The sequence below is a fragment of the Cellulomonas algicola genome, from assembly GCF_019024305.1.
GTDB lineage: Bacteria > Actinomycetota > Actinomycetes > Actinomycetales > Cellulomonadaceae > Cellulomonas > Cellulomonas algicola.
Window position 1 is genome coordinate 159062 of the sequence record NZ_JAHKSJ010000002.1, and the last position, 16923, is coordinate 175984.

The 16923-nt window shown below is 73.1% G+C and carries 16 protein-coding genes; 9 read left to right on the forward strand and 7 right to left on the reverse strand.

The features are described 5' to 3' along the window. Positions 1 to 280: 280 nt before the first annotated feature. From KOV94_RS00800 to KOV94_RS00815, 4 genes are all read right to left on the reverse strand, one after another. Positions 281 to 874: an alpha/beta hydrolase family protein gene (locus tag KOV94_RS00800; protein WP_218050955.1), complete on the reverse strand. Its 594-nt coding sequence runs from the start codon at positions 872 to 874 to the stop codon at positions 281 to 283. Positions 875 to 1126: 252 nt separating this feature from the next. Continuing rightward, positions 1127 to 2236 (reverse strand): aminotransferase class V-fold PLP-dependent enzyme, encoded by a 1110-nt coding sequence (locus KOV94_RS00805; RefSeq protein ID WP_218050956.1) that lies wholly within the window; start codon positions 2234 to 2236, stop codon positions 1127 to 1129. 74 nt (positions 2237 to 2310) lie between these two features. After that, positions 2311 to 2715: a RidA family protein gene (locus KOV94_RS00810; protein ID WP_124342156.1), complete on the reverse strand. Its 405-nt coding sequence runs from the start codon at positions 2713 to 2715 to the stop codon at positions 2311 to 2313. A 207-nt stretch (positions 2716 to 2922) separates the two neighbouring features. Next, positions 2923 to 3774 carry a Cof-type HAD-IIB family hydrolase gene (locus tag KOV94_RS00815; protein ID WP_308160299.1) on the reverse strand — a complete coding sequence of 284 codons (852 nt, stop codon included), beginning with the start codon at positions 3772 to 3774 and terminating at the stop codon, positions 2923 to 2925. 212 nt (positions 3775 to 3986) lie between these two features. On the opposite strand from KOV94_RS00815, the gene KOV94_RS00820 reads away from it, so the two are divergent. After that, positions 3987 to 6569, forward strand: a complete 2583-nt coding sequence (locus KOV94_RS00820; RefSeq protein ID WP_124342158.1) for an ATP-dependent Clp protease ATP-binding subunit — start codon at positions 3987 to 3989, stop codon at positions 6567 to 6569. A 60-nt stretch (positions 6570 to 6629) separates the two neighbouring features. Here KOV94_RS00820 and KOV94_RS00825 read toward each other — a convergent pair whose 3' ends face one another. After that, a complete protein-coding gene (locus KOV94_RS00825) occupies positions 6630 to 7589 on the reverse strand; it encodes a DUF4862 family protein (RefSeq protein WP_218050958.1) in 960 nt (319 codons plus the stop codon). A 347-nt stretch (positions 7590 to 7936) separates the two neighbouring features. Here KOV94_RS00825 and KOV94_RS00830 point away from each other — a divergent pair, with 347 nt between their 5' ends. Genes KOV94_RS00830 through KOV94_RS00855 form a run of 6 tightly spaced genes read left to right on the forward strand, consistent with a single transcriptional unit; the run spans position 7937 to position 13510 of the window. Beyond that, positions 7937 to 8977, forward strand: coding sequence for a TRAP transporter substrate-binding protein (locus KOV94_RS00830; protein ID WP_124342160.1), 1041 nt, complete (start codon positions 7937 to 7939; stop codon positions 8975 to 8977). Positions 8978 to 9032: 55 nt separating this feature from the next. Beyond that, the gene (locus KOV94_RS00835; RefSeq protein WP_218050959.1) at positions 9033 to 9644 is read left to right on the forward strand and encodes a TRAP transporter small permease; all 612 of its coding nucleotides are present in this window, start codon (positions 9033 to 9035) and stop codon (positions 9642 to 9644) included. Then, complete coding sequence (locus tag KOV94_RS00840; protein WP_218050960.1) at positions 9641 to 10948, forward strand: TRAP transporter large permease; 1308 nt, start codon at positions 9641 to 9643, stop codon at positions 10946 to 10948. Before KOV94_RS00835 ends, KOV94_RS00840 begins: the two co-directional genes overlap by 4 nt. Before the next feature lie 43 nt (positions 10949 to 10991). After that, positions 10992 to 11831 (forward strand): 5-dehydro-4-deoxy-D-glucuronate isomerase, encoded by an 840-nt coding sequence (kduI, locus tag KOV94_RS00845; protein ID WP_124342163.1) that lies wholly within the window; start codon positions 10992 to 10994, stop codon positions 11829 to 11831. Between the two features lie 27 nt (positions 11832 to 11858). Further along, positions 11859 to 12677: an IclR family transcriptional regulator gene (locus tag KOV94_RS00850; protein WP_124342164.1), complete on the forward strand. Its 819-nt coding sequence runs from the start codon at positions 11859 to 11861 to the stop codon at positions 12675 to 12677. A gap of 41 nt (positions 12678 to 12718) precedes the next feature. Continuing rightward, the gene (locus KOV94_RS00855) at positions 12719 to 13510 is read left to right on the forward strand and encodes an SDR family oxidoreductase (protein ID WP_218050961.1); all 792 of its coding nucleotides are present in this window, start codon (positions 12719 to 12721) and stop codon (positions 13508 to 13510) included. Between the two features lie 66 nt (positions 13511 to 13576). Here KOV94_RS00855 and KOV94_RS00860 read toward each other — a convergent pair whose 3' ends face one another. Beyond that, positions 13577 to 14185, reverse strand: coding sequence for a hypothetical protein (locus tag KOV94_RS00860; protein WP_218050962.1), 609 nt, complete (start codon positions 14183 to 14185; stop codon positions 13577 to 13579). Between the two features lie 66 nt (positions 14186 to 14251). Beyond that, positions 14252 to 14923 (reverse strand): hypothetical protein, encoded by a 672-nt coding sequence (locus KOV94_RS00865; protein WP_124342167.1) that lies wholly within the window; start codon positions 14921 to 14923, stop codon positions 14252 to 14254. A 217-nt stretch (positions 14924 to 15140) separates the two neighbouring features. On the opposite strand from KOV94_RS00865, the gene KOV94_RS00870 reads away from it, so the two are divergent. Next, on the forward strand, positions 15141 to 15506 hold the full coding sequence (locus KOV94_RS00870) for a cupin domain-containing protein (RefSeq protein WP_124342168.1): 366 nt from the start codon (positions 15141 to 15143) through the stop codon (positions 15504 to 15506). A gap of 5 nt (positions 15507 to 15511) precedes the next feature. After that, the gene (locus KOV94_RS00875) at positions 15512 to 16867 is read left to right on the forward strand and encodes a class I tRNA ligase family protein (RefSeq protein WP_124342169.1); all 1356 of its coding nucleotides are present in this window, start codon (positions 15512 to 15514) and stop codon (positions 16865 to 16867) included. Positions 16868 to 16923: the final 56 nt, after the last annotated feature.

Sequence of the window (16923 nt, forward strand, 5' to 3'; positions counted from 1 at the left end):
CGGGTCTCGACGACAGGGACGGCCGGTGCGTGGTGCGGCGGTGCGGTGTGCGGGTGCGGCGGTTGCTCCGGTGCGGCAGTGCCAGGTGCGGACGGGGCGCCCCGCAGGGGTGCGCGACGTGCGCGACGCGCGTGGTCCGGGGTGCCCGGCGCACCCTCCGCGCCCGGCGTCCCCGTGAGGACGACGCTCTCGCAGAAGGGGACAGACCGGACATCCGGGAGATCCCCGAATCGTGGGTCGGGGTGCCCCGAGGTGTCGAGGGCGCGCTCTCAGGGTCCGCTCAGGAAGCGGTGCCGAGCAGCCAGTCGCGCACCGCTGTCGTCACCGCCGCGTCGTCCTTCGGGGAGTGGTCGCCCGTGACGAAGACTGTGCTCAGCGGGCCGCGGACGGTCGACAGGTGCGTCGTCAGTTCGCCGGGCGAGCCGAACGGGTCGCGCCGGCCCGACACCGCCAGCACCGGCACGGCGACGTCGGGCAGGTGCTCGACCCGCAGGCGGTCGGGCCTGCCCGGCGGGTGCAGCGGGTACGAGAGCAGGACGAGCCCGGCCACCGGGAACCCCTGGGCGACCGCCATCGACGACATCCGCCCGCCGAACGACCGGCCGCCGAGGACGAGCCGCTCGGTCCCGACCCCGAGCGTCCCGGCGAAGGCGGTCGCGTGCGCGCGCAGGTGGGCGACCGCGGCCTCCGGGCGGTCGGGGGCGCGGCTGCCGCGCTCGCGGTTGGGGAAGTTCAGCCGCAGCACGGGTAGCGGGGCGAGCGCCGCCTCCAGCGCGACGAGCGTCCGGTGGTCCCGGTCGGCGCCCGCACCGGGCGTCAGCACGACCCCCGCGACGTCCACCGGCCCGCGCCTCGTCGACTCGTCCCCGCCCATGCCACCCACCCTCTCGCGCCGGCGCCCTCGCTGTCCGCGTGCGCGGGTCCGCGGACAGCGACGCCAGCGCCGCTGGACCGGCGCGGGACGACCCCGGCGTTGCGCGCCCGACGCGCCGCGGGCGTGCGGTGGCCCGTGAACCGGGTCTGGGTACCGCTCTGGCGGGCGGTGCGGTACGCAGACCCGGGTCGGCCGCCCGACCGCACCGACCGGGCAGCGAGGGCGACGGATGACGCGCCGCGGGGGTAGGGGTCAGCCGGGCAGGTGGGGCTGGACGGCGGTGAGCGCGCGGGCCACGTCGTCCGTGTCGTTCCAGACGTGGAAGGCCAGCCGGACGCCGCCGCCGCGACCCGCGACCCGGCAGCCCGCGGCGGAGAGGGCCGCGCGGAGCGTGCCGGCGTCGTCGTCGGGGAGCGAGACGATCGCGCTGCCGCCCGGGCCGAGCCCGACGCCGCCCCGGAACGCGTCCGCGAGCGCGACGTCGTACGCGCGCACGTCGTGCGGGTCGACGGTCGCGAACGCCTCGACCGCGGGGGCGGTGCCGAGCCACACGAGCCACGCGGGCGACACGTCGAACCGGCGCGCGTCGCCGGCGAGCGTCATCTCGGGGCCGTAGATCGACCGCCAGATCTCCTCGCCCGCGTACCAGCCCGCCGAGAGCGGGCGCAGGCGCTCGCGGGCGGTGTCGGCGACGGTGAGGAACGCGGCACCGCGCGGACCGGCGAGCCACTTGTACGCGGCACCGACGGTCACGTCGAAGCGGCCCGCATCGACGGGGAACCAGCCGACGGCCTGCGTCGCGTCGCACACCGTGAGCGCGCCGACGGCCCGGGCGGCCGCCACGACCGCGTCGGCGTCGGCGACCCGACCGTCGCGCGACTGCACGAGCGAGAACGCGACGACCGCCGTCGACGGGTCGACGCTCGCCGCGAGCTCCTCGAGCGGTACCTGACGCACCGTCACGCCCCGGTCGGCGTGCACGAGGAACGGGAAGACGACCGACGCGAAGTCCCCGTCGACGACCACGACCTCGGCGCCGTCGGGCACGCTCGCCGCGACGAGGCCGACGAGGCTCGACGCCTGCGCGCCGATCGCGACCGACGACGTGTCGACGCCGACGATCCGCGCGTACGCCGCCCGGGACCGGTCGACCGCGTCGTCGTACGCGGCCATGTCGATCCGCCCCGCCTGCCACGCGTCGATCCCGGCGCGCATCGCGTCGGCCGTGGCGCGCGGCGGGAGGCCGCACGTCGCCGCGTCGAGGTACCCCGGCACGCGGTCGATCGCGGCCCGCAGCGTCGTGAGCGGGTCGGTCGTGCTCGTGGTGGTCCCGGTGGGTGCGGTGCGGGCGTCGGTCGTCATGAGCCCGATCGTCACCCGCGCGGCGCCGCCGCACAACGACCACGGCCCCGGACGCGACCTGCGCGAGGGCGGGGTCAGCGGACGACGGCCGCGATCGCCGAGACCTCCACGAGCGCGCCGGGGACGCCGAGTCCGGCCACGCGGGCGGCGGTGACCAGCGGCGGCGCGCCCTCGCGTGCCAGCGCCGGAGCGGCGGCGCCGTACGCGGCGGCGAGGTCGACGCCGTCGACGAACAGCACCGTGACGCTCACGAGGTCGTCGACGCCCGCGCCGGCCGCGCCCAGGGCGGTGACGAGGTTCGCCATCGTCTTCGTGACCTGGGCGGCGACGTCGTCGCCGCCGACGAGGGCGCCGGACGCGTCGACGGCGTTCTGCCCGCCGACGTAGATCGTCGTCGCGCCGGGCGGCACGACGGCGGCGTGGGAGAACGCGGGGCTCTGCACGAGCCCGTCGGGGCGGAGGAACGTGATCGTGTCCATGCGCGCCACGCTAGGGCGGTAACCGGACGGATCGCGTCCGGGTTGTCCGACGACGTGCGAAACCTGCTGGTCAGCGAGCGAACAGCCGACGCCAGCCCGAGGACGGCTTCGGCTCAACCGGGCGGCGGATCTCGGCGACGGAGACGGGACCCGTCGTCGGCCGTCAGCGTCGATCGTGCCGCCGGGACGCGACCGCGCCCAGGACCGTCACCCGATCGCGATGCCCAGCGCGGAGGCGATGGTGCGGACGACGCCGTTGGCGTTGTTCGACGGGGCGACGAAGCGCGCGTGCGCGCGGACCTCGGGGTGCGCGTTGTCCATCGCGAACGACCAGGCGGCGGCGTCGAGCATGCCGAGGTCGTTGAAGTAGTCGCCGAACGCCATGGTCTGGTCGCGCGTGACGCCGAGAGACTCCTGCACGGACCGCAGTGCGGCGCCCTTGTCGACGGTGCGGCTCATGACGTCGACCCAGTGCTGCCCGGAGACCACGACGCGCGACTCGCGGCGCAGCTCGGACAGCGCGGGACCGGCGCCGCGCTCGGCGGGGCCGAAGTCGTAGACGGCGACCTTGAGGACGTCGTCGTCGACCGCGCGCAGGTCGTCGACGACCTCGAGCAGCGCGTAGTACGGCTCGCACTGCGCGAGGAACCGCTCGTCGGACCGCTCGACGTACGCGGACCGCTTGCCGCACAGGACGGTGCCGACGTCGAGGCCGGCAGCGGCCTCGGAACGGACGACCTCGACGACGTCGTGGGCCGTCGCCGTCGCCAGCGTGTCCGAGCTGAGCTCGACGCCGCCCTGCACCACGTAGGCGCCGTTCTCCGCGACGTAGACGAGGTCGTCACGGCCGATCTGGGCGCGCAGCGTCGCGTACTGCCGGCCGCTCGCGGGGCACACCATGACGCCGCGCGCGAGGAGCTCGTCGAGCAGCGGCCAGAACGTCGGGTGCACGCGCTTGTCGTCGTCGAGCAGCGACCCGTCCATGTCGAGCGCGACGAGGCGCACGTCGGGGACCTCGTCGAGGACGGGCGGCTCGAGCACGGGGAAGTCGACGTTCACCCGGCCCATCCTCGCAAACCGCCGCGTGCCGCCCGCGTCACGCCAGGCCCGTGACCCGGACGGACCGCCCGTCCGGGTCGCCTTTCACGCCTGCGGCGAACACGGGCAGTGGGGGGTACCCCCTGTGGTTAGCATCGAACAACGCCGCTCGTCGTCGCCCACCGGCCGCCGCCCCGGGTACCCGGCGAGCACGTCGCTCGTGAGGAGTGCACATGTTCGAGAGATTCACGGACCGAGCCCGCCGCGTCGTCGTCCTCGCCCAGGAAGAGGCGCGGATGCTGAACCACAACTACATCGGCACCGAGCACATCCTCCTGGGTCTCATCCACGAGGGTGAGGGTGTCGCGGCCAAGGCCCTGGAGTCGCTCGGCATCTCCCTCGAGGCCGTCCGCGCCCAGGTGCAGGAGATCATCGGCGAGGGCCAGCAGGCGCCGTCGGGCCACATCCCGTTCACGCCGCGGGCCAAGAAGGTCCTCGAGCTGTCCCTGCGCGAGGCGCTGCAGCTCGGCCACAACTACATCGGCACCGAGCACATCCTGCTCGGTCTCATCCGCGAGGGTGAGGGCGTCGCCGCGCAGGTGCTCAACAAGCTGGGCGCCGACCTCAACCGCGTCCGCCAGCAGGTGATCCAGCTGGTGTCGGGCTACCAGGGCAAGGAGCCGGTCGCTGCCGGCGGCCCGCAGGAGGGGCAGCCCTCGGGCTCGGCCGTGCTCGACCAGTTCGGTCGCAACCTCACGCAGGCGGCGCGTGACGGCAAGCTCGACCCGGTCATCGGGCGCGAGAAGGAGATCGAGCGGGTCATGCAGGTGCTGTCCCGCCGCACCAAGAACAACCCCGTGCTCATCGGCGAGCCCGGCGTCGGCAAGACGGCCGTCGTCGAGGGCCTCGCGCAGGACATCGTCCGCGGCGACGTGCCGGAGACGCTCAAGGACAAGCAGCTCTACACGCTGGACCTGGGCGCCCTGGTCGCCGGCTCGCGCTACCGCGGTGACTTCGAGGAGCGCCTGAAGAAGGTCCTCAAGGAGATCCGCACGCGCGGCGACATCATCCTGTTCATCGACGAGATCCACACCCTCGTGGGTGCGGGTGCCGCCGAGGGCGCGATCGACGCCGCGTCGATCCTCAAGCCGATGCTCGCCCGCGGCGAGCTGCAGACCATCGGTGCGACGACGCTCGACGAGTACCGCAAGTACGTCGAGAAGGACCCGGCCCTCGAGCGCCGCTTCCAGCCGATCCAGGTGTCCGAGCCGAACCTGCAGCACGCGATCGAGATCCTCAAGGGTCTGCGCGACCGCTACGAGGCGCACCACCGCGTGTCCATCACGGACGCCGCGCTGGTCGCGGCCGCGACGCTGGCCGACCGGTACGTCAACGACCGGTACCTGCCGGACAAGGCGATCGACCTGGTCGACGAGGCCGGCGCACGCCTGCGCATCCGCCGCATGACGGCTCCGCCGGAGCTGCGCGAGCTCGACGAGCAGATCGCCGAGACGCGCCGCGACAAGGAGTCGGCGATCGACGAGCAGGACTTCGAGAAGGCCGCCCGCCTGCGCGACGCCGAGAAGCAGCTCGGCCTCAAGCGCCAGGAGAAGGAGAAGGCCTGGAAGTCCGGCGACCTCGACGCGGTCGCGGAGGTCGACGAGGAGCTCATCGCCGAGGTGCTGGCGAACGCCACGGGCATCCCGGTGTTCAAGCTCACCGAGGAGGAGTCCAGCCGCCTGCTCCGCATGGAGGACGAGCTGCACAAGCGGGTCGTCGGCCAGGACGCCGCCATCAAGGCGCTGTCGCAGGCCATCCGCCGCACGCGCGCGGGGCTCAAGGACCCGAAGCGTCCCGGTGGGTCGTTCATCTTCGCGGGCCCCACGGGCGTCGGGAAGACGGAGCTCGCCAAGGCGCTCGCGGAGTTCCTGTTCGGCGACGAGGACGCGCTGATCCAGCTCGACATGTCCGAGTTCTCGGAGAAGCACACCGTGTCGCGGCTGTTCGGCTCGCCCCCCGGGTACGTCGGCTACGACGAGGGCGGTCAGCTCACCGAGAAGGTGCGCCGTCGTCCGTTCTCCGTCGTCCTGTTCGACGAGGTCGAGAAGGCGCACGCGGACATCTTCAACTCGCTGCTGCAGATCCTCGAGGACGGTCGCCTGACCGACTCGCAGGGCCGGGTGGTCGACTTCAAGAACACCGTCATCATCATGACCACCAACCTCGGCACGCGGGACATCGCCAAGGGCCTGCAGACCGGCTTCCAGGCCGGCGGCGACCTGTCGACGTCCTACGAGCGCATGAAGGCCAAGGTCAACGACGAGCTCAAGACGCACTTCCGTCCCGAGTTCCTCAACCGCGTCGACGACGTCGTCGTGTTCCCGCAGCTCTCGCAGCCGGAGATCTTCGCGATCGTCGACCTGATGGTCGCGAAGCTCGACAAGCGTCTGCGCGACAAGGACATGGGCATCGAGCTCACCCCGGCGGCCAAGAAGCTGCTGTCGGAGAAGGGCTACGACCCGGTCCTGGGAGCCCGGCCGCTGCGCCGCGCGATCCAGCGGGACATCGAGGACGCGCTGTCCGAGAAGATCCTGTTCGGCGAGCTGAAGGGCGGCCAGCTGGTCGTCGTCGACGCCGAGGGCGAGGGCCTGCTCGGGGAGTTCATCTTCCGGGGCATCGCCAAGGGTCTGCGCAAGGAGCCCGTCCCGGTCGGCGCGAGCGTCGGCACCCCCGGCTCCGGCACGGACGTCCCGGCGGCCCCGCCGATCTCGGGCGCCGGCGACGGCGGCACCGGAACCCAGCCGCTGGGCGCCTGACGCCCACCGTCTGACCGCAGGAGGCCCGGTCCCCACGAGGGGGCCGGGCCTCCTCGCGTGTCAGCGGGCTACGGGGGCGGTGCGTGCGGCGGCCACCTGGTCGATCGTCGCGGTGACGACCGCGAGGCGGGTGGCGACATCGGCGTCGTGCGGGCGGACGCCCCACTTGAGCCCGATCCGCGGGACGTCGCCGGCGGCGGCGAGGGTGGCCGCGACCTCCGGCGGGCCGAGCAGCGACGCCGACGACGCGACGAGTGCCGGGTGGTCGCCGCGCGGTGGGATGTGCATGTCGCCCCAGGCGGCTCCCCACGCGGTGTCGGCGTCGGTCGCGCCGGACAGGACGAGGAGCCGCAGCAGGCCGGCGTCGGCGACGGCGCGCGTGTGCGCCACGGGGGTCGCGGTGTCGCGGCCCTCGATCGCGGAGCGTCCCCAGTTGACGACCATGCCGAGCAGGTCGGGTGCGAGCCCGAACGACTGCACGAGCGCGACCTCCTCGTCGAGACCGAGGAAGCCCTTGGCGGGCGCCTGCCCGGGCACGAGCGCGTCGCAGTGCTCGACGAGCAGCTCGGCGCCCGCGAGGTCCCAGCCGAGGATCTCGTCGAGCGAGCGTTCGAACGCGTCCCGCGAGCCGAGGAGCGGGCCGGGTGCGCTGTGCACCTCGACGGCACTGACGCGCCGGACTCCGTGCCGGTCGGCGAGGACGTGCGCGAGGTCGCGGGCGCGGGCCACGTCGTCGAGCGCCCGGGCGCGCTGCTCGGGGTCGGTGGACGCGAGACCGTAGGCCGGGACCTCGGCGCGGCGCGCGGTCATCGTCGGCACGAGCGAGACGACGAGGTCGCGTGCTGCGGGGACGTGCGCGTCGATCCAGGCGTGGTCGAGCGTGCGGTGCCCCTCGGGCTGGAGCGCGAACTCGAGGCCGGCGAGGTCGAGGTGCGCGACGGCGTCGAAGAACTGGTCCTCGGCGGCGGGTTCGGTCGGGGCGGTGATGTACGCGGAGACGTACAGGTCGGGCGTCGTCATGCGTCCTCCGGGGTGCGTCGGGTAGCCGGAGCGGGTGCGGCATGGCCGCTGCGGCGGCGCGGAGAACGGCTTTCCCTGCCCGGAAGGCGGGGTGTTGACCGGTCTGCGACGCTGCGTTACCGTTCCGTTCCGCTAGATGGAACCGAGTTCCACGAAAGTCTGACACCGCCGTCCTGACTCCCGCAACCACCGGTACCGCACCCCGCAACCGCACCCGCGCCGCACCCGGCCTGCACCCGCAGGCGGCGCCGCGGGCTGCACCACCCGCACCCCCGGACCATCCCCGCGCACGCCCTGCGAGCGCCCGAGCGCCCACGCCTGCCGTGGGCCCGCACCGAGGAGCACCCATGAGGCGAAACACCGTCGTTTCCGTCACCGCGCTCACCTTCGCCACCGCGCTCGGCCTCGCCGCCTGCAGCACCGGCGGCACCGGCACCGCCGCCGGCGACAGCACCGGGTCGTCGGGCGGCCAGGCCGCGACCGTCTTCAAGGTCGCGTTCAACCAGCAGCCCAACCACCCGCAGTTCCGGGCGCTCGACGCGATGGGCGAGCGCATCAAGGAGCGCACCGACGGCGCGTACGACCTGGAGATCTACCCGAACGAGACGCTCGGCGCGCAGAAGGAGACCATCGAGCTCGTGCAGTCGGGGGCCGTCGAGTTCTCGGTCGTCGCGAGCCCGCTGATGGAGAACTTCAACCCCGACTTCGTGGTCTTCAACCTGCCGTTCACGTTCGACTCGCAGGACCACCAGCGCGAGACGACGAACGACCCCGACATCGTGTCGGAGCTGTACTCGTCGCTCGACGACCAGGACCTGCACGTGCTCGCCGCGTTCCACGGCGGGGTCCGGTCGATGTACAACGGCGAGAAGCCGATCGAGACGCCCGCCGACCTCGAGGGCATGAAGGTCCGCGTCATCGAGTCCGACACCAACATCGAGATGATCCGCCTCATGGGCGGCACCGGGACGCCCATGGGCATGGGCGAGGTGTACGGCGCGCTCCAGTCGGGCGTCATCGACGCGGCCGAGAACAACGAGCTCACCTACGCGAACGTCAAGCACGCCGAGGTGGCGCCGTACTTCAGCTACACGCGGCACCTCATGCTGCCCGACTACCTCATCACCAACCCGGCGGTGATGGACGGTCTGCCCGACGACGTGCGCGCGATCTTCGAGGAGGAGCTCGCCGCCGCGGTCGAGGAGGAGGGCGACCTCTGGAAGACCGAGATCGAGGTCGCCAAGGAGATGGCGACCGAGGCGGGCGCGCAGTTCAACGAGGTCGACGAGGAGGCGTTCGCGGAGGTCATCCGCCCGCTCACGGAGTCGAAGCTCGACAACGACGTCATCCGCGAGATCCACGAGAAGGTCCGCGCCGCCGCCGGGTGACGGCCGCGCACCGGCCTCGCGCTCCCGCGCTCCCCGCACACCGAGAGGTCTGCTGATGACATCCCCTCCCGCACCCCCGCCGCCACCGGACGACGGCCCCGACGACGGCGGCGACGCCGACGCGCCGGGACCCGTGCCCACCGAGCACGCGCTGCTCACCCGGTTCAAGACGGCGCTCGACGCCGTGCTCCGGGCGGTCTGCGTGACGCTCTTCGCGCTGCTCGTGCTGCTCGTGACGTGGCAGGTCTTCACGCGCCTCGTGCTGGACGCCCCGAGCGTCTGGTCCGAGGAGGCCGCCCGGTACGTGTTCGTGTGGGTCAGCCTCATCGGCGTGTCGATCGCGACCGGCGAGAAGGCCGACGTGGCGATCGACTACTTCGTGCTCAAGGCCCCGCTGGCCGCGCAGCGCGTGCTCGAGATCGTCGCGTACCTCAGCACCCTCACGTTCGCCGTCGTCGTCATGGTCTGGGGCGGCTGGACCAACGCGCACCAGACGTGGGACCAGGCCAACCCGGTCCTGCCCGTCTCGGCGGGAGCCCTGTACCTCGCGGTCCCGGTCGCGGGCGTGCTGTTCGCCTTCTACCTGCTCCACCACCTGGCCGGCACGCTCTCGCGCCGGTACGCCGGGGTCGAGCACACCGCACCCGAGGAAGGGGTCGAGCTGTGACCGACGTCGCGCTCGTGACGGCCGTCCTGTTCGGCGGCATGGCCGTGCTCATGGCGATCGGTGCGCCGGTCAGCATCAGCATCGGCCTGCCGTCGGCGGTCTCGCTCGTCCTCGTCCTGGGCCTCGAGGACGGCGCCGCGACGTCCGCGCAGCGGATGTTCAACGGCGTCAACTCGTTCGCCCTGCTCGCGATCCCGTTCTTCATCCTCGCCGGCGGGATCATGAACAACGGCGGCATCGCGACGCGGCTCATCAACCTCGCGAAGGTGCTCGTCGGCCGCACGCCCGCCCCGCTCGCGCAGACGAACGTCCTGGCGAACATGCTGTTCGGGGCGATCAGCGGGTCGGCGATCGCGGCCGCGGCGGCGGTCGGCACGACGATGTCGCCGATGCAGGCCCGCGAGAGGTACGACCGGGCGTTCACCGCCGCGACGAACGTCGCCTCCGCGCCCAGCGGCATGCTCATCCCGCCGAGCAACCTCATGATCATCTACGCGATGGCCAGCGGCAGCGCCTCGGTCGGCGCGCTGTTCCTCGCCGGGTACGTGCCGGGCGTCCTGTGGGGCGTCGCGTGCATGCTCGTCGTCGCGTGGTACGCCCGTCGGCACCCCGAGCTCCGCGAGCCGGTCCGGGCGGACCTGCGTCAGATCGGGACCGTCTTCGTGCAGGCGCTGCCGTCCCTGGCGCTCGTGGTCGTCGTCATCGGCGGCATCGTCGGCGGCTTCTTCACCGCGACCGAGGGGTCGGCGGTCGCGGTGGTCGCGTCGCTCGTCCTGTCGTTCCTCTACCGGGCGATCCGCGTGCGGGACCTGCCGCGCATCCTGTACTCCGCGGCGCGCACGAGCTCGGTCGTGATCTTCCTCATCGGCGTCTCGTCGATCATGTCGTTCGTCATGAGCTTCACGCGGATGCCGCAGCTCATCGCCGAGGGCCTGTTCGGGTGGACCGACAGCAAGGTCGTCGTGCTGCTCGTGATGATGCTGGTGCTGCTCGTCATCGGCATCCCGCTCGACGCGACGCCCGCCGTGCTGATCTTCACGCCGATCTTCCTGCCGATCGCGATGCAGTACGGGATCGACCCCGTGCACTTCGGCATCATGCTCACCTTCAACCTCTGCATCGCGATCATCTCGCCCCCGTCGGCGCCCGTGCTGTTCGTCGGCGCGCAGGTCGCCGGCGTGCGGATCGAGCCCGTCATCCGCCACCTCGTGCCGTTCTTCCTCGCGCTCGTGGCGGTGCTCTTCCTCGTCGTCTTCGTCCCCGGGCTGTCGCTGTGGCTGCCCGGCCTCGTCGGCCTGCTCTGAGCCGGCCCCACCCCACCCGCACCCCGACCCGGAAGGTTTCCCGATGGATCTGCGGTACGCCACCAGCCCCGAGCACGTGCGCGGCATGGACACCGAGGAGCTGCGGCGACGGTTCCTCGTCCAGGACCTGTTCGCCGACGACGAGGCCCGCGCCGTGCAGACGCACCACGACCGCGTCGTGCTCGTCGGCGTCGTCCCGGCCACCCGCCCGGTCAGCCTGCCGACGTTCGCCGAGCTCCGGTCCGCGCACTTCTTCGAGCGGCGCGAGGCGGGCGTCGTCAACGTCGGCGGGCCGGGCACGGTCACCGTCGACGGCGAGACGCACACCGTCGACCGGGGCGCGTTCCTGTACGTGGGACGCGGTGCGCGCGACGTCGTGCTCGCGTCGACGGAGCCGACGGGGTCCGACGGCCCGGCCGCGTTCTACCTGTTCTCCGCACCGGCCCACACGTCCTACCCGACGACGCTCGTCGGGCCCGACGGCGGGACGGTGCGCGAGCTCGGCGACGCCCTCACGTCGAACCGTCGCACGCTGCGCCAGGTGATCCACGAGGGCGGCGTGCGCAGCTGCCAGGTCGTCATGGGCATGACGACGCTGCACCCCGGCAGCATGTGGAACACCATGCCGGCCCACACCCACGACCGGCGGACGGAGGTCTACCTGTACGTCGACGTGCCCGACGACGCCCGCGTCGTGCACCTCCTCGGCGAGCCCGCCGAGACCCGGCACCTGCTGGTCGCGAACCGCGAGGCCGTCGTCTCGCCGAGCTGGTCCGTCCACTCGGGCGTCGGCACCGCGAGCTACGCCTTCGTCTGGGCCATGGCAGGCGAGAATCAGTCGTTCGACGACATGGATGGGCACCCCATCACCGACCTGCGCTAGCGCGCCCACGACGACAGGTGGACGGACATGGTCTCCGGCTCGACGCCAGCACCCCGCACACGAGCGGGCGACGAGCCCGGCCGGCCCGGTCCGCAGCCGGAGGCGGCGCCCGGCGCGAGCGAGAAGACGCTGCTCGTGCTCGAGGCCGCGATGGCGCACGGCCGGTTCACCGACGTCGTCGAGGCCACGGGGCTCGCGAAGGCCACCACCCACCGGATCCTCGCGACGCTCATCGAGCGCCAGTTCGTCGCGGTCGCCGCCGACGGCACGTACCTGCCCGGTCCGAAGATCCTGTCGCTCGCCGGGCAGGCCATGGCGCGCATCGACATCACGGCGATCGCGCAGCCGTTCGTCGACGAGCTCGTCGAGAAGACGCACTGCACCGTCCACGTCGGGGTCAAGAACGGCGACGAGATCGTCTACCTGATCCGCGCCGACTCCGACAAGCCGTACCTCATGCCGTCGCGGGTCGGCCTCGCGATCCCCCTGCACACGTCGGGGATCGGGAAGGTCGTCCTCGGCGGGTTCACCGACCAGGGGCTCGAGCGGTTCGTCGAGCGGGTGGGCCTGCCACGACGGACCGCGAACACGATCACCACGCTGGACGGCCTGCGGGCCGAGGTCGCCGAGGTCCGGCGGCTCGGGTACGCGCTCGACCGCGAGGAGAACGTGCCGGGTGTCGCGTGCGTCGCGGCCCCGATCTACGACACCACGCACACCGTCACGTACGGGATCAGCATCTCGACGCTGACCCTCGAGCACAGCATCGACCAGATCGAGGCGATGGCCCCCCTGGCCGTCGAGGCCGCGCAGAAGATCTCCGCGGCGCTCGGTCACACGGGCTGACCGCACCGGTCGCCCACGGCGCACCGGAGGAGAGCACGCCCATGACGACCGCCCCCAGCACCTCGGCCGACTACACGGCCCGCCTCTTCGGGCTGACCGGCCGGCTCGCGGTCGTCACCGGCGCCAGCCGCGGCATCGGGCTCGCCGTGGCCGAGGCGCTGGCCTGGTCCGGCGCCGACGTGATCGGCGTCAGCCACTCCCTGCCGTCGGGCGCGTCGGACGCCCGCGCCGCGGTCGAGGCCGCCGGACGGACGTTCACGCCGCTGCGGGCCGACCTCGCCGACCGGGCCGCCGTCGCCGCGCTCGCCACCGACCTCGCCGGCCGGGACGTCGACATCCTCGTGAACAACGGCGGCACGATCCGCCGCACACCTGCCGTCGCCCACACCGACGAGGACTTCGACCACGTGCTCGACGTCAACCTGCGCTCGGCGTTCGTCCTGTCGCGCGAGGTCGGGCGGACCATGGTGGCGCGCGGGTCGGGGCGGATCGTCAACGTCGCGTCGATGCTGAGCTTCCAGGGCGGGATCACCGTGCCCGGGTACACGGCGTCGAAGTCGGCGCTCGCGGGCCTGACCCGCGCGCTCGCGAACGAGTGGGCGTCGTCCGGGGTGCACGTCAACGCCGTCGCGCCCGGCTACGTGGCGACCGCGAACACCGACGACCTGCGCGCCGACCGGTCGCGCGCCGACGAGATCCTCGGGCGGATCCCCGCGCACCGGTGGGCGACGCCCTCCGACGTGGCCGGGGCCGTCGTGTTCCTGTGCTCGCCGGCCGCGGACTACGTCCACGGCGCGGTTCTCCCCGTCGACGGCGGCTGGCTGGCCCGCTGAGCGGGCCGGACCGCAGGACGGCCCGCACGGCGCTTGCCAGGGCCACCGCCTGAGCCACCGCCGGGGCTACCGTCGGGCGACGCCCAGCGTGCGCAGGTGCAGCGCCGCGAGGTCGCGGACGACGGGAGCGTCGTCGTCACCCCACGCAGCAGCAGGGTCCGGGTGCACGGCGAGCAGGTCGCGCGGTGCGGCGGACGTCAGCGCACGGAGCGCGAGCACGCGGTCGCCCTGCGGCCCCACTGACGACAGCAGGCGCAGGTCGTGCGTCCCGCGCCACCACCGCACGCGCGGGCTGAGCCGGGCGACCAGGGCGACCAGGAGGGGGACCGCGACCACGGCGACGGCGAGCACGAGCGCGAGCCGCTCGACGGCCTGGACCTGCTCGTAGCTCGCTGCGGCGATCGCGGCCGCGCCGTCGGACGCGCCGTCGAGCGGGGCGGACAGGGGTTCGCCGACGAGCGGGACGTCCGCGACGCCGTCGCGCCCCGCGGCGAGCTGGTCGGCGATCCCGTCGGCGCCCGAGCCGATGCTGCGGACGGGGTCGGCGAGGTGCCACACCGCCGCGTGGACGCGGACCGCCAGCCACACGGAGGCGGCGACGACCACGAGGGCGACGAGGTCGCCGACGACCTGCCGCCGCAGGATCGGGCTCGGGGTCGCGTAGAGGCGAGGCACGCGCCGCATGCTAGGACCAGCCGCTCCGTCCGGCCCGGCGAACGGCGGGCGGCGGTGCGGGGCTCGTCAGGGGGCGAGAGAGCGTCGGGCTTCCTCGAGCGTCTCGCTCCGCACCGGGTGGTCGACGAGCTGCTGGACGACCACGCCGGGTCCGTAGCGCGCGTCGTCGTCGGCGGGGATGCCCAGCGCGGCCAGGTAGCGCAGCAGCAGCGGCCGGTCGAACCGGTCGCGGACCCGGCGCGCCGTGTACCGGTCCGTGTCCTCGAAGTCGAACGGGTCGCCGAGCGCGTACCACGACCACCGATCGTCGGCCGCGTCCGCGGTGAGCGTCCGCACGTGCCGCGACGGCACTTGCCCGCCGGGGCCGTGCACCCAGAGCTGTGTCGACTGGTGCCCAGGTCCGTGCCGCGGCGCGTGCACGGCCACGACGCACCGGGCGTCGAGCCGCGCCGCGAGGGCATGTGCGGATGCGGTCGGGTCGCCGCCCTCCGTCCCGTTGTTCAGGTACGCCGACCAGCGGTCCCCGCACGGGAGGACGAGCTCGCGCGTCCACGGCGACTCGAACGGGGCGAGGTCCTCGAGCACGTCGGGGTACGCGCGTGGCGACGACACCACGGTCCGGTGCCCGAGCCCGGTGCGCCACCGGACGAGCTCGTCGACGAGGCCGTCCGCGGGGACGTCGACGAACTGCACGGACCAGCCGATCGGGCTGGCCGCGCCGCCCAGGAGGATCGTCACGCGCCCGACCGTACCGGCCGCCGTGGGTCGTCGGGCGGGCCGGTGCGAGTCGGGAGCGCACCATCTGGACGGCCGTCCACGCGGAGGTGGACGCGACATGACCCTTTCTTGCCACTTGTCCGGATTGTTCGCTAACGTGCCGTGACGCCACGCGGTGCCGGTGCATTTCCCGGGCCGACGGGCGTCCTTTCTTTCGCACGGCAGGGGGAGCACGAGCGTGCACATCGACAGGAACTCGACCGACAAGTACAAGCCGGAGTACGACGTCCTCGTCCGGCGCTTCGCGGAGACCTTCGCGCAGACGAGCCCGGGCAAGGAGGCCATGGGCGCGGCCATCTCGGTGTTCGAGCCGGGCGAGACGATCCGCGAGCACGTCAACAAGCCCGAGGTCGAGGAGGTCTTCCTCGTCCTCGACGGCGACGTCGACTTCTACCTCGACGGCCGGCGCGAGCGCATCACGACCGGCGACATGGGGCTCGCGCACGTCGGCCAGGCGCACGCGTTCACCAACGCGGGCACCGGGACGGCCCGGCTGCTGAGCATCTGGTGGCGCGCGGTGCGCGAGCCCGCGCCCGTGGCCTGACGGCGATGGTGCGCCCCGCCCCGACGGTCGTCTTCACCCCGCCACCCACCCCGAACGGTGCCCTGCACGTCGGCCACGTCGGTGGTCCGTACCTGCGGGCCGACCTGTACGTGCGCCTCGTGCGGCTGCTCGAGGACCGCGAGATCCGGCACGTCAGCCACGTCGACACGTACCAGTCGTACGTCGCGAAGAAGGCCGTGGAGGTGGGTGCGGAGCCCGACGCGCTGTCCCGCGAGTACACCGGCCGGATCCGCGCGGACTTCGACGCCTACGCCCTGAGCCACGACGCGTTCGGCGACAACCGCGATCCCGAGTACCTGCGCTTCCTGCGCGAGGGCGTGCAGGCGCTCACCGACGTCGTGACGGTCGTCGAGCGCGAGGTGCCGCGGTGCGAGGGCTGCGGGCGCACGCAGCTCGAGGCGTACGCGCGCTCGGCGTGCACCGGCTGCCTGCACGACGCCTACCTCAACGTGTGCGAGAACTGCTCGCTCCCGCAGCAGGTCGACGACGCGCTCGGCCTGCTGTGCACGCAGTGCCGCACGGCGGCGGGCGGCACGACGACGGCCCGCTTCCTGTCGTTCGACGCCGGCGCCGTCGCGGCGGTCGAGGACACGATGCGGCACCGGCACGGGGCGTCCCGTCGGGCGTCGGCGCTGTTCGACCGGCTCGGCCCGCACCTCGCGCTGTGGCAGTTCGAGTCGCCGTACGGCATCGCCGTCGACGACTCCGGGCTGGTGCTGAACCCGTGGGTCGAGATCTTCTTCCACCACACGTGGTGCCTGCTCCAGGAATGCGGCGTCGACACCCGGCTGCCGTTTTCCGAGGCCGTGGCCGAGCTGAATCGTCGGGACCCCGACGTCATCTATTTCTTCGGCGTCGACAACACCTACTACTACGCGTTCCTGTTCACCGCGCTGGCGCAGGCGCTCGTCATTCGTCCGATGGTGCCGTCGCGCGTGAAGATCAACCATTTCATGCACCTGCGCGGCGCGAAGATCTCGTCGAGCCGGGGCAACGTCGTGTGGGCGGACGAGCTCGTCGGGACCGCGCCGGTCGAGGTGCTGCGCACCCGCCTCGCCCGGTCGTGCCCCGAGTACGCGCCGCGCGAGCTGGCCGACGACGGGCCGCCGCTCAGCCCGGCACCCCCGGTCGGCGTCCCACCGGCCGGTGAGGGCCCGCGCGAGCTCGACGTCGTCCGTGCGCGGCTCGCGGACCTCGCCGCCATCGACGCGTTCTCGGTCGAGCGCCTCGTCGACGTCCTCGACAAGGGGCGGGAGCGCGCCCGCGCCGTCGGTGGCGGCGACGCGGACGCGATCGACGACTACCTCGCGCACGTCTGCCGCGAGCTCCAGCTCGCGTAGCAGCCGCTCACCCGGGCACTGCCGCCGCACACGCGGGCACTGCCGCCCACGCACGG

Coding starts and splice junctions, on each gene's coding strand:
- KOV94_RS00800 (WP_218050955.1), bottom strand. CDS start 874: ATGGGCGGGGACGAGTCGACGAGGCGCGGGCCGGTGGACGTCGCGGGG.
- KOV94_RS00805 (WP_218050956.1), bottom strand. CDS start 2,236: ATGACGACCGACGCCCGCACCGCACCCACCGGGACCACCACGAGCACG.
- KOV94_RS00810 (WP_124342156.1), bottom strand. CDS start 2,715: ATGGACACGATCACGTTCCTCCGCCCCGACGGGCTCGTGCAGAGCCCC.
- KOV94_RS00820 (WP_124342158.1), top strand. CDS start 3,987: ATGTTCGAGAGATTCACGGACCGAGCCCGCCGCGTCGTCGTCCTCGCC.
- KOV94_RS00825 (WP_218050958.1), bottom strand. CDS start 7,589: ATGACGACGCCCGACCTGTACGTCTCCGCGTACATCACCGCCCCGACC.
- KOV94_RS00830 (WP_124342160.1), top strand. CDS start 7,937: ATGAGGCGAAACACCGTCGTTTCCGTCACCGCGCTCACCTTCGCCACC.
- KOV94_RS00835 (WP_218050959.1), top strand. CDS start 9,033: ATGACATCCCCTCCCGCACCCCCGCCGCCACCGGACGACGGCCCCGAC.
- kduI (WP_124342163.1), top strand. CDS start 10,992: ATGGATCTGCGGTACGCCACCAGCCCCGAGCACGTGCGCGGCATGGAC.
- KOV94_RS00850 (WP_124342164.1), top strand. CDS start 11,859: ATGGTCTCCGGCTCGACGCCAGCACCCCGCACACGAGCGGGCGACGAG.
- KOV94_RS00855 (WP_218050961.1), top strand. CDS start 12,719: ATGACGACCGCCCCCAGCACCTCGGCCGACTACACGGCCCGCCTCTTC.
- KOV94_RS00875 (WP_124342169.1), top strand. CDS start 15,512: ATGGTGCGCCCCGCCCCGACGGTCGTCTTCACCCCGCCACCCACCCCG.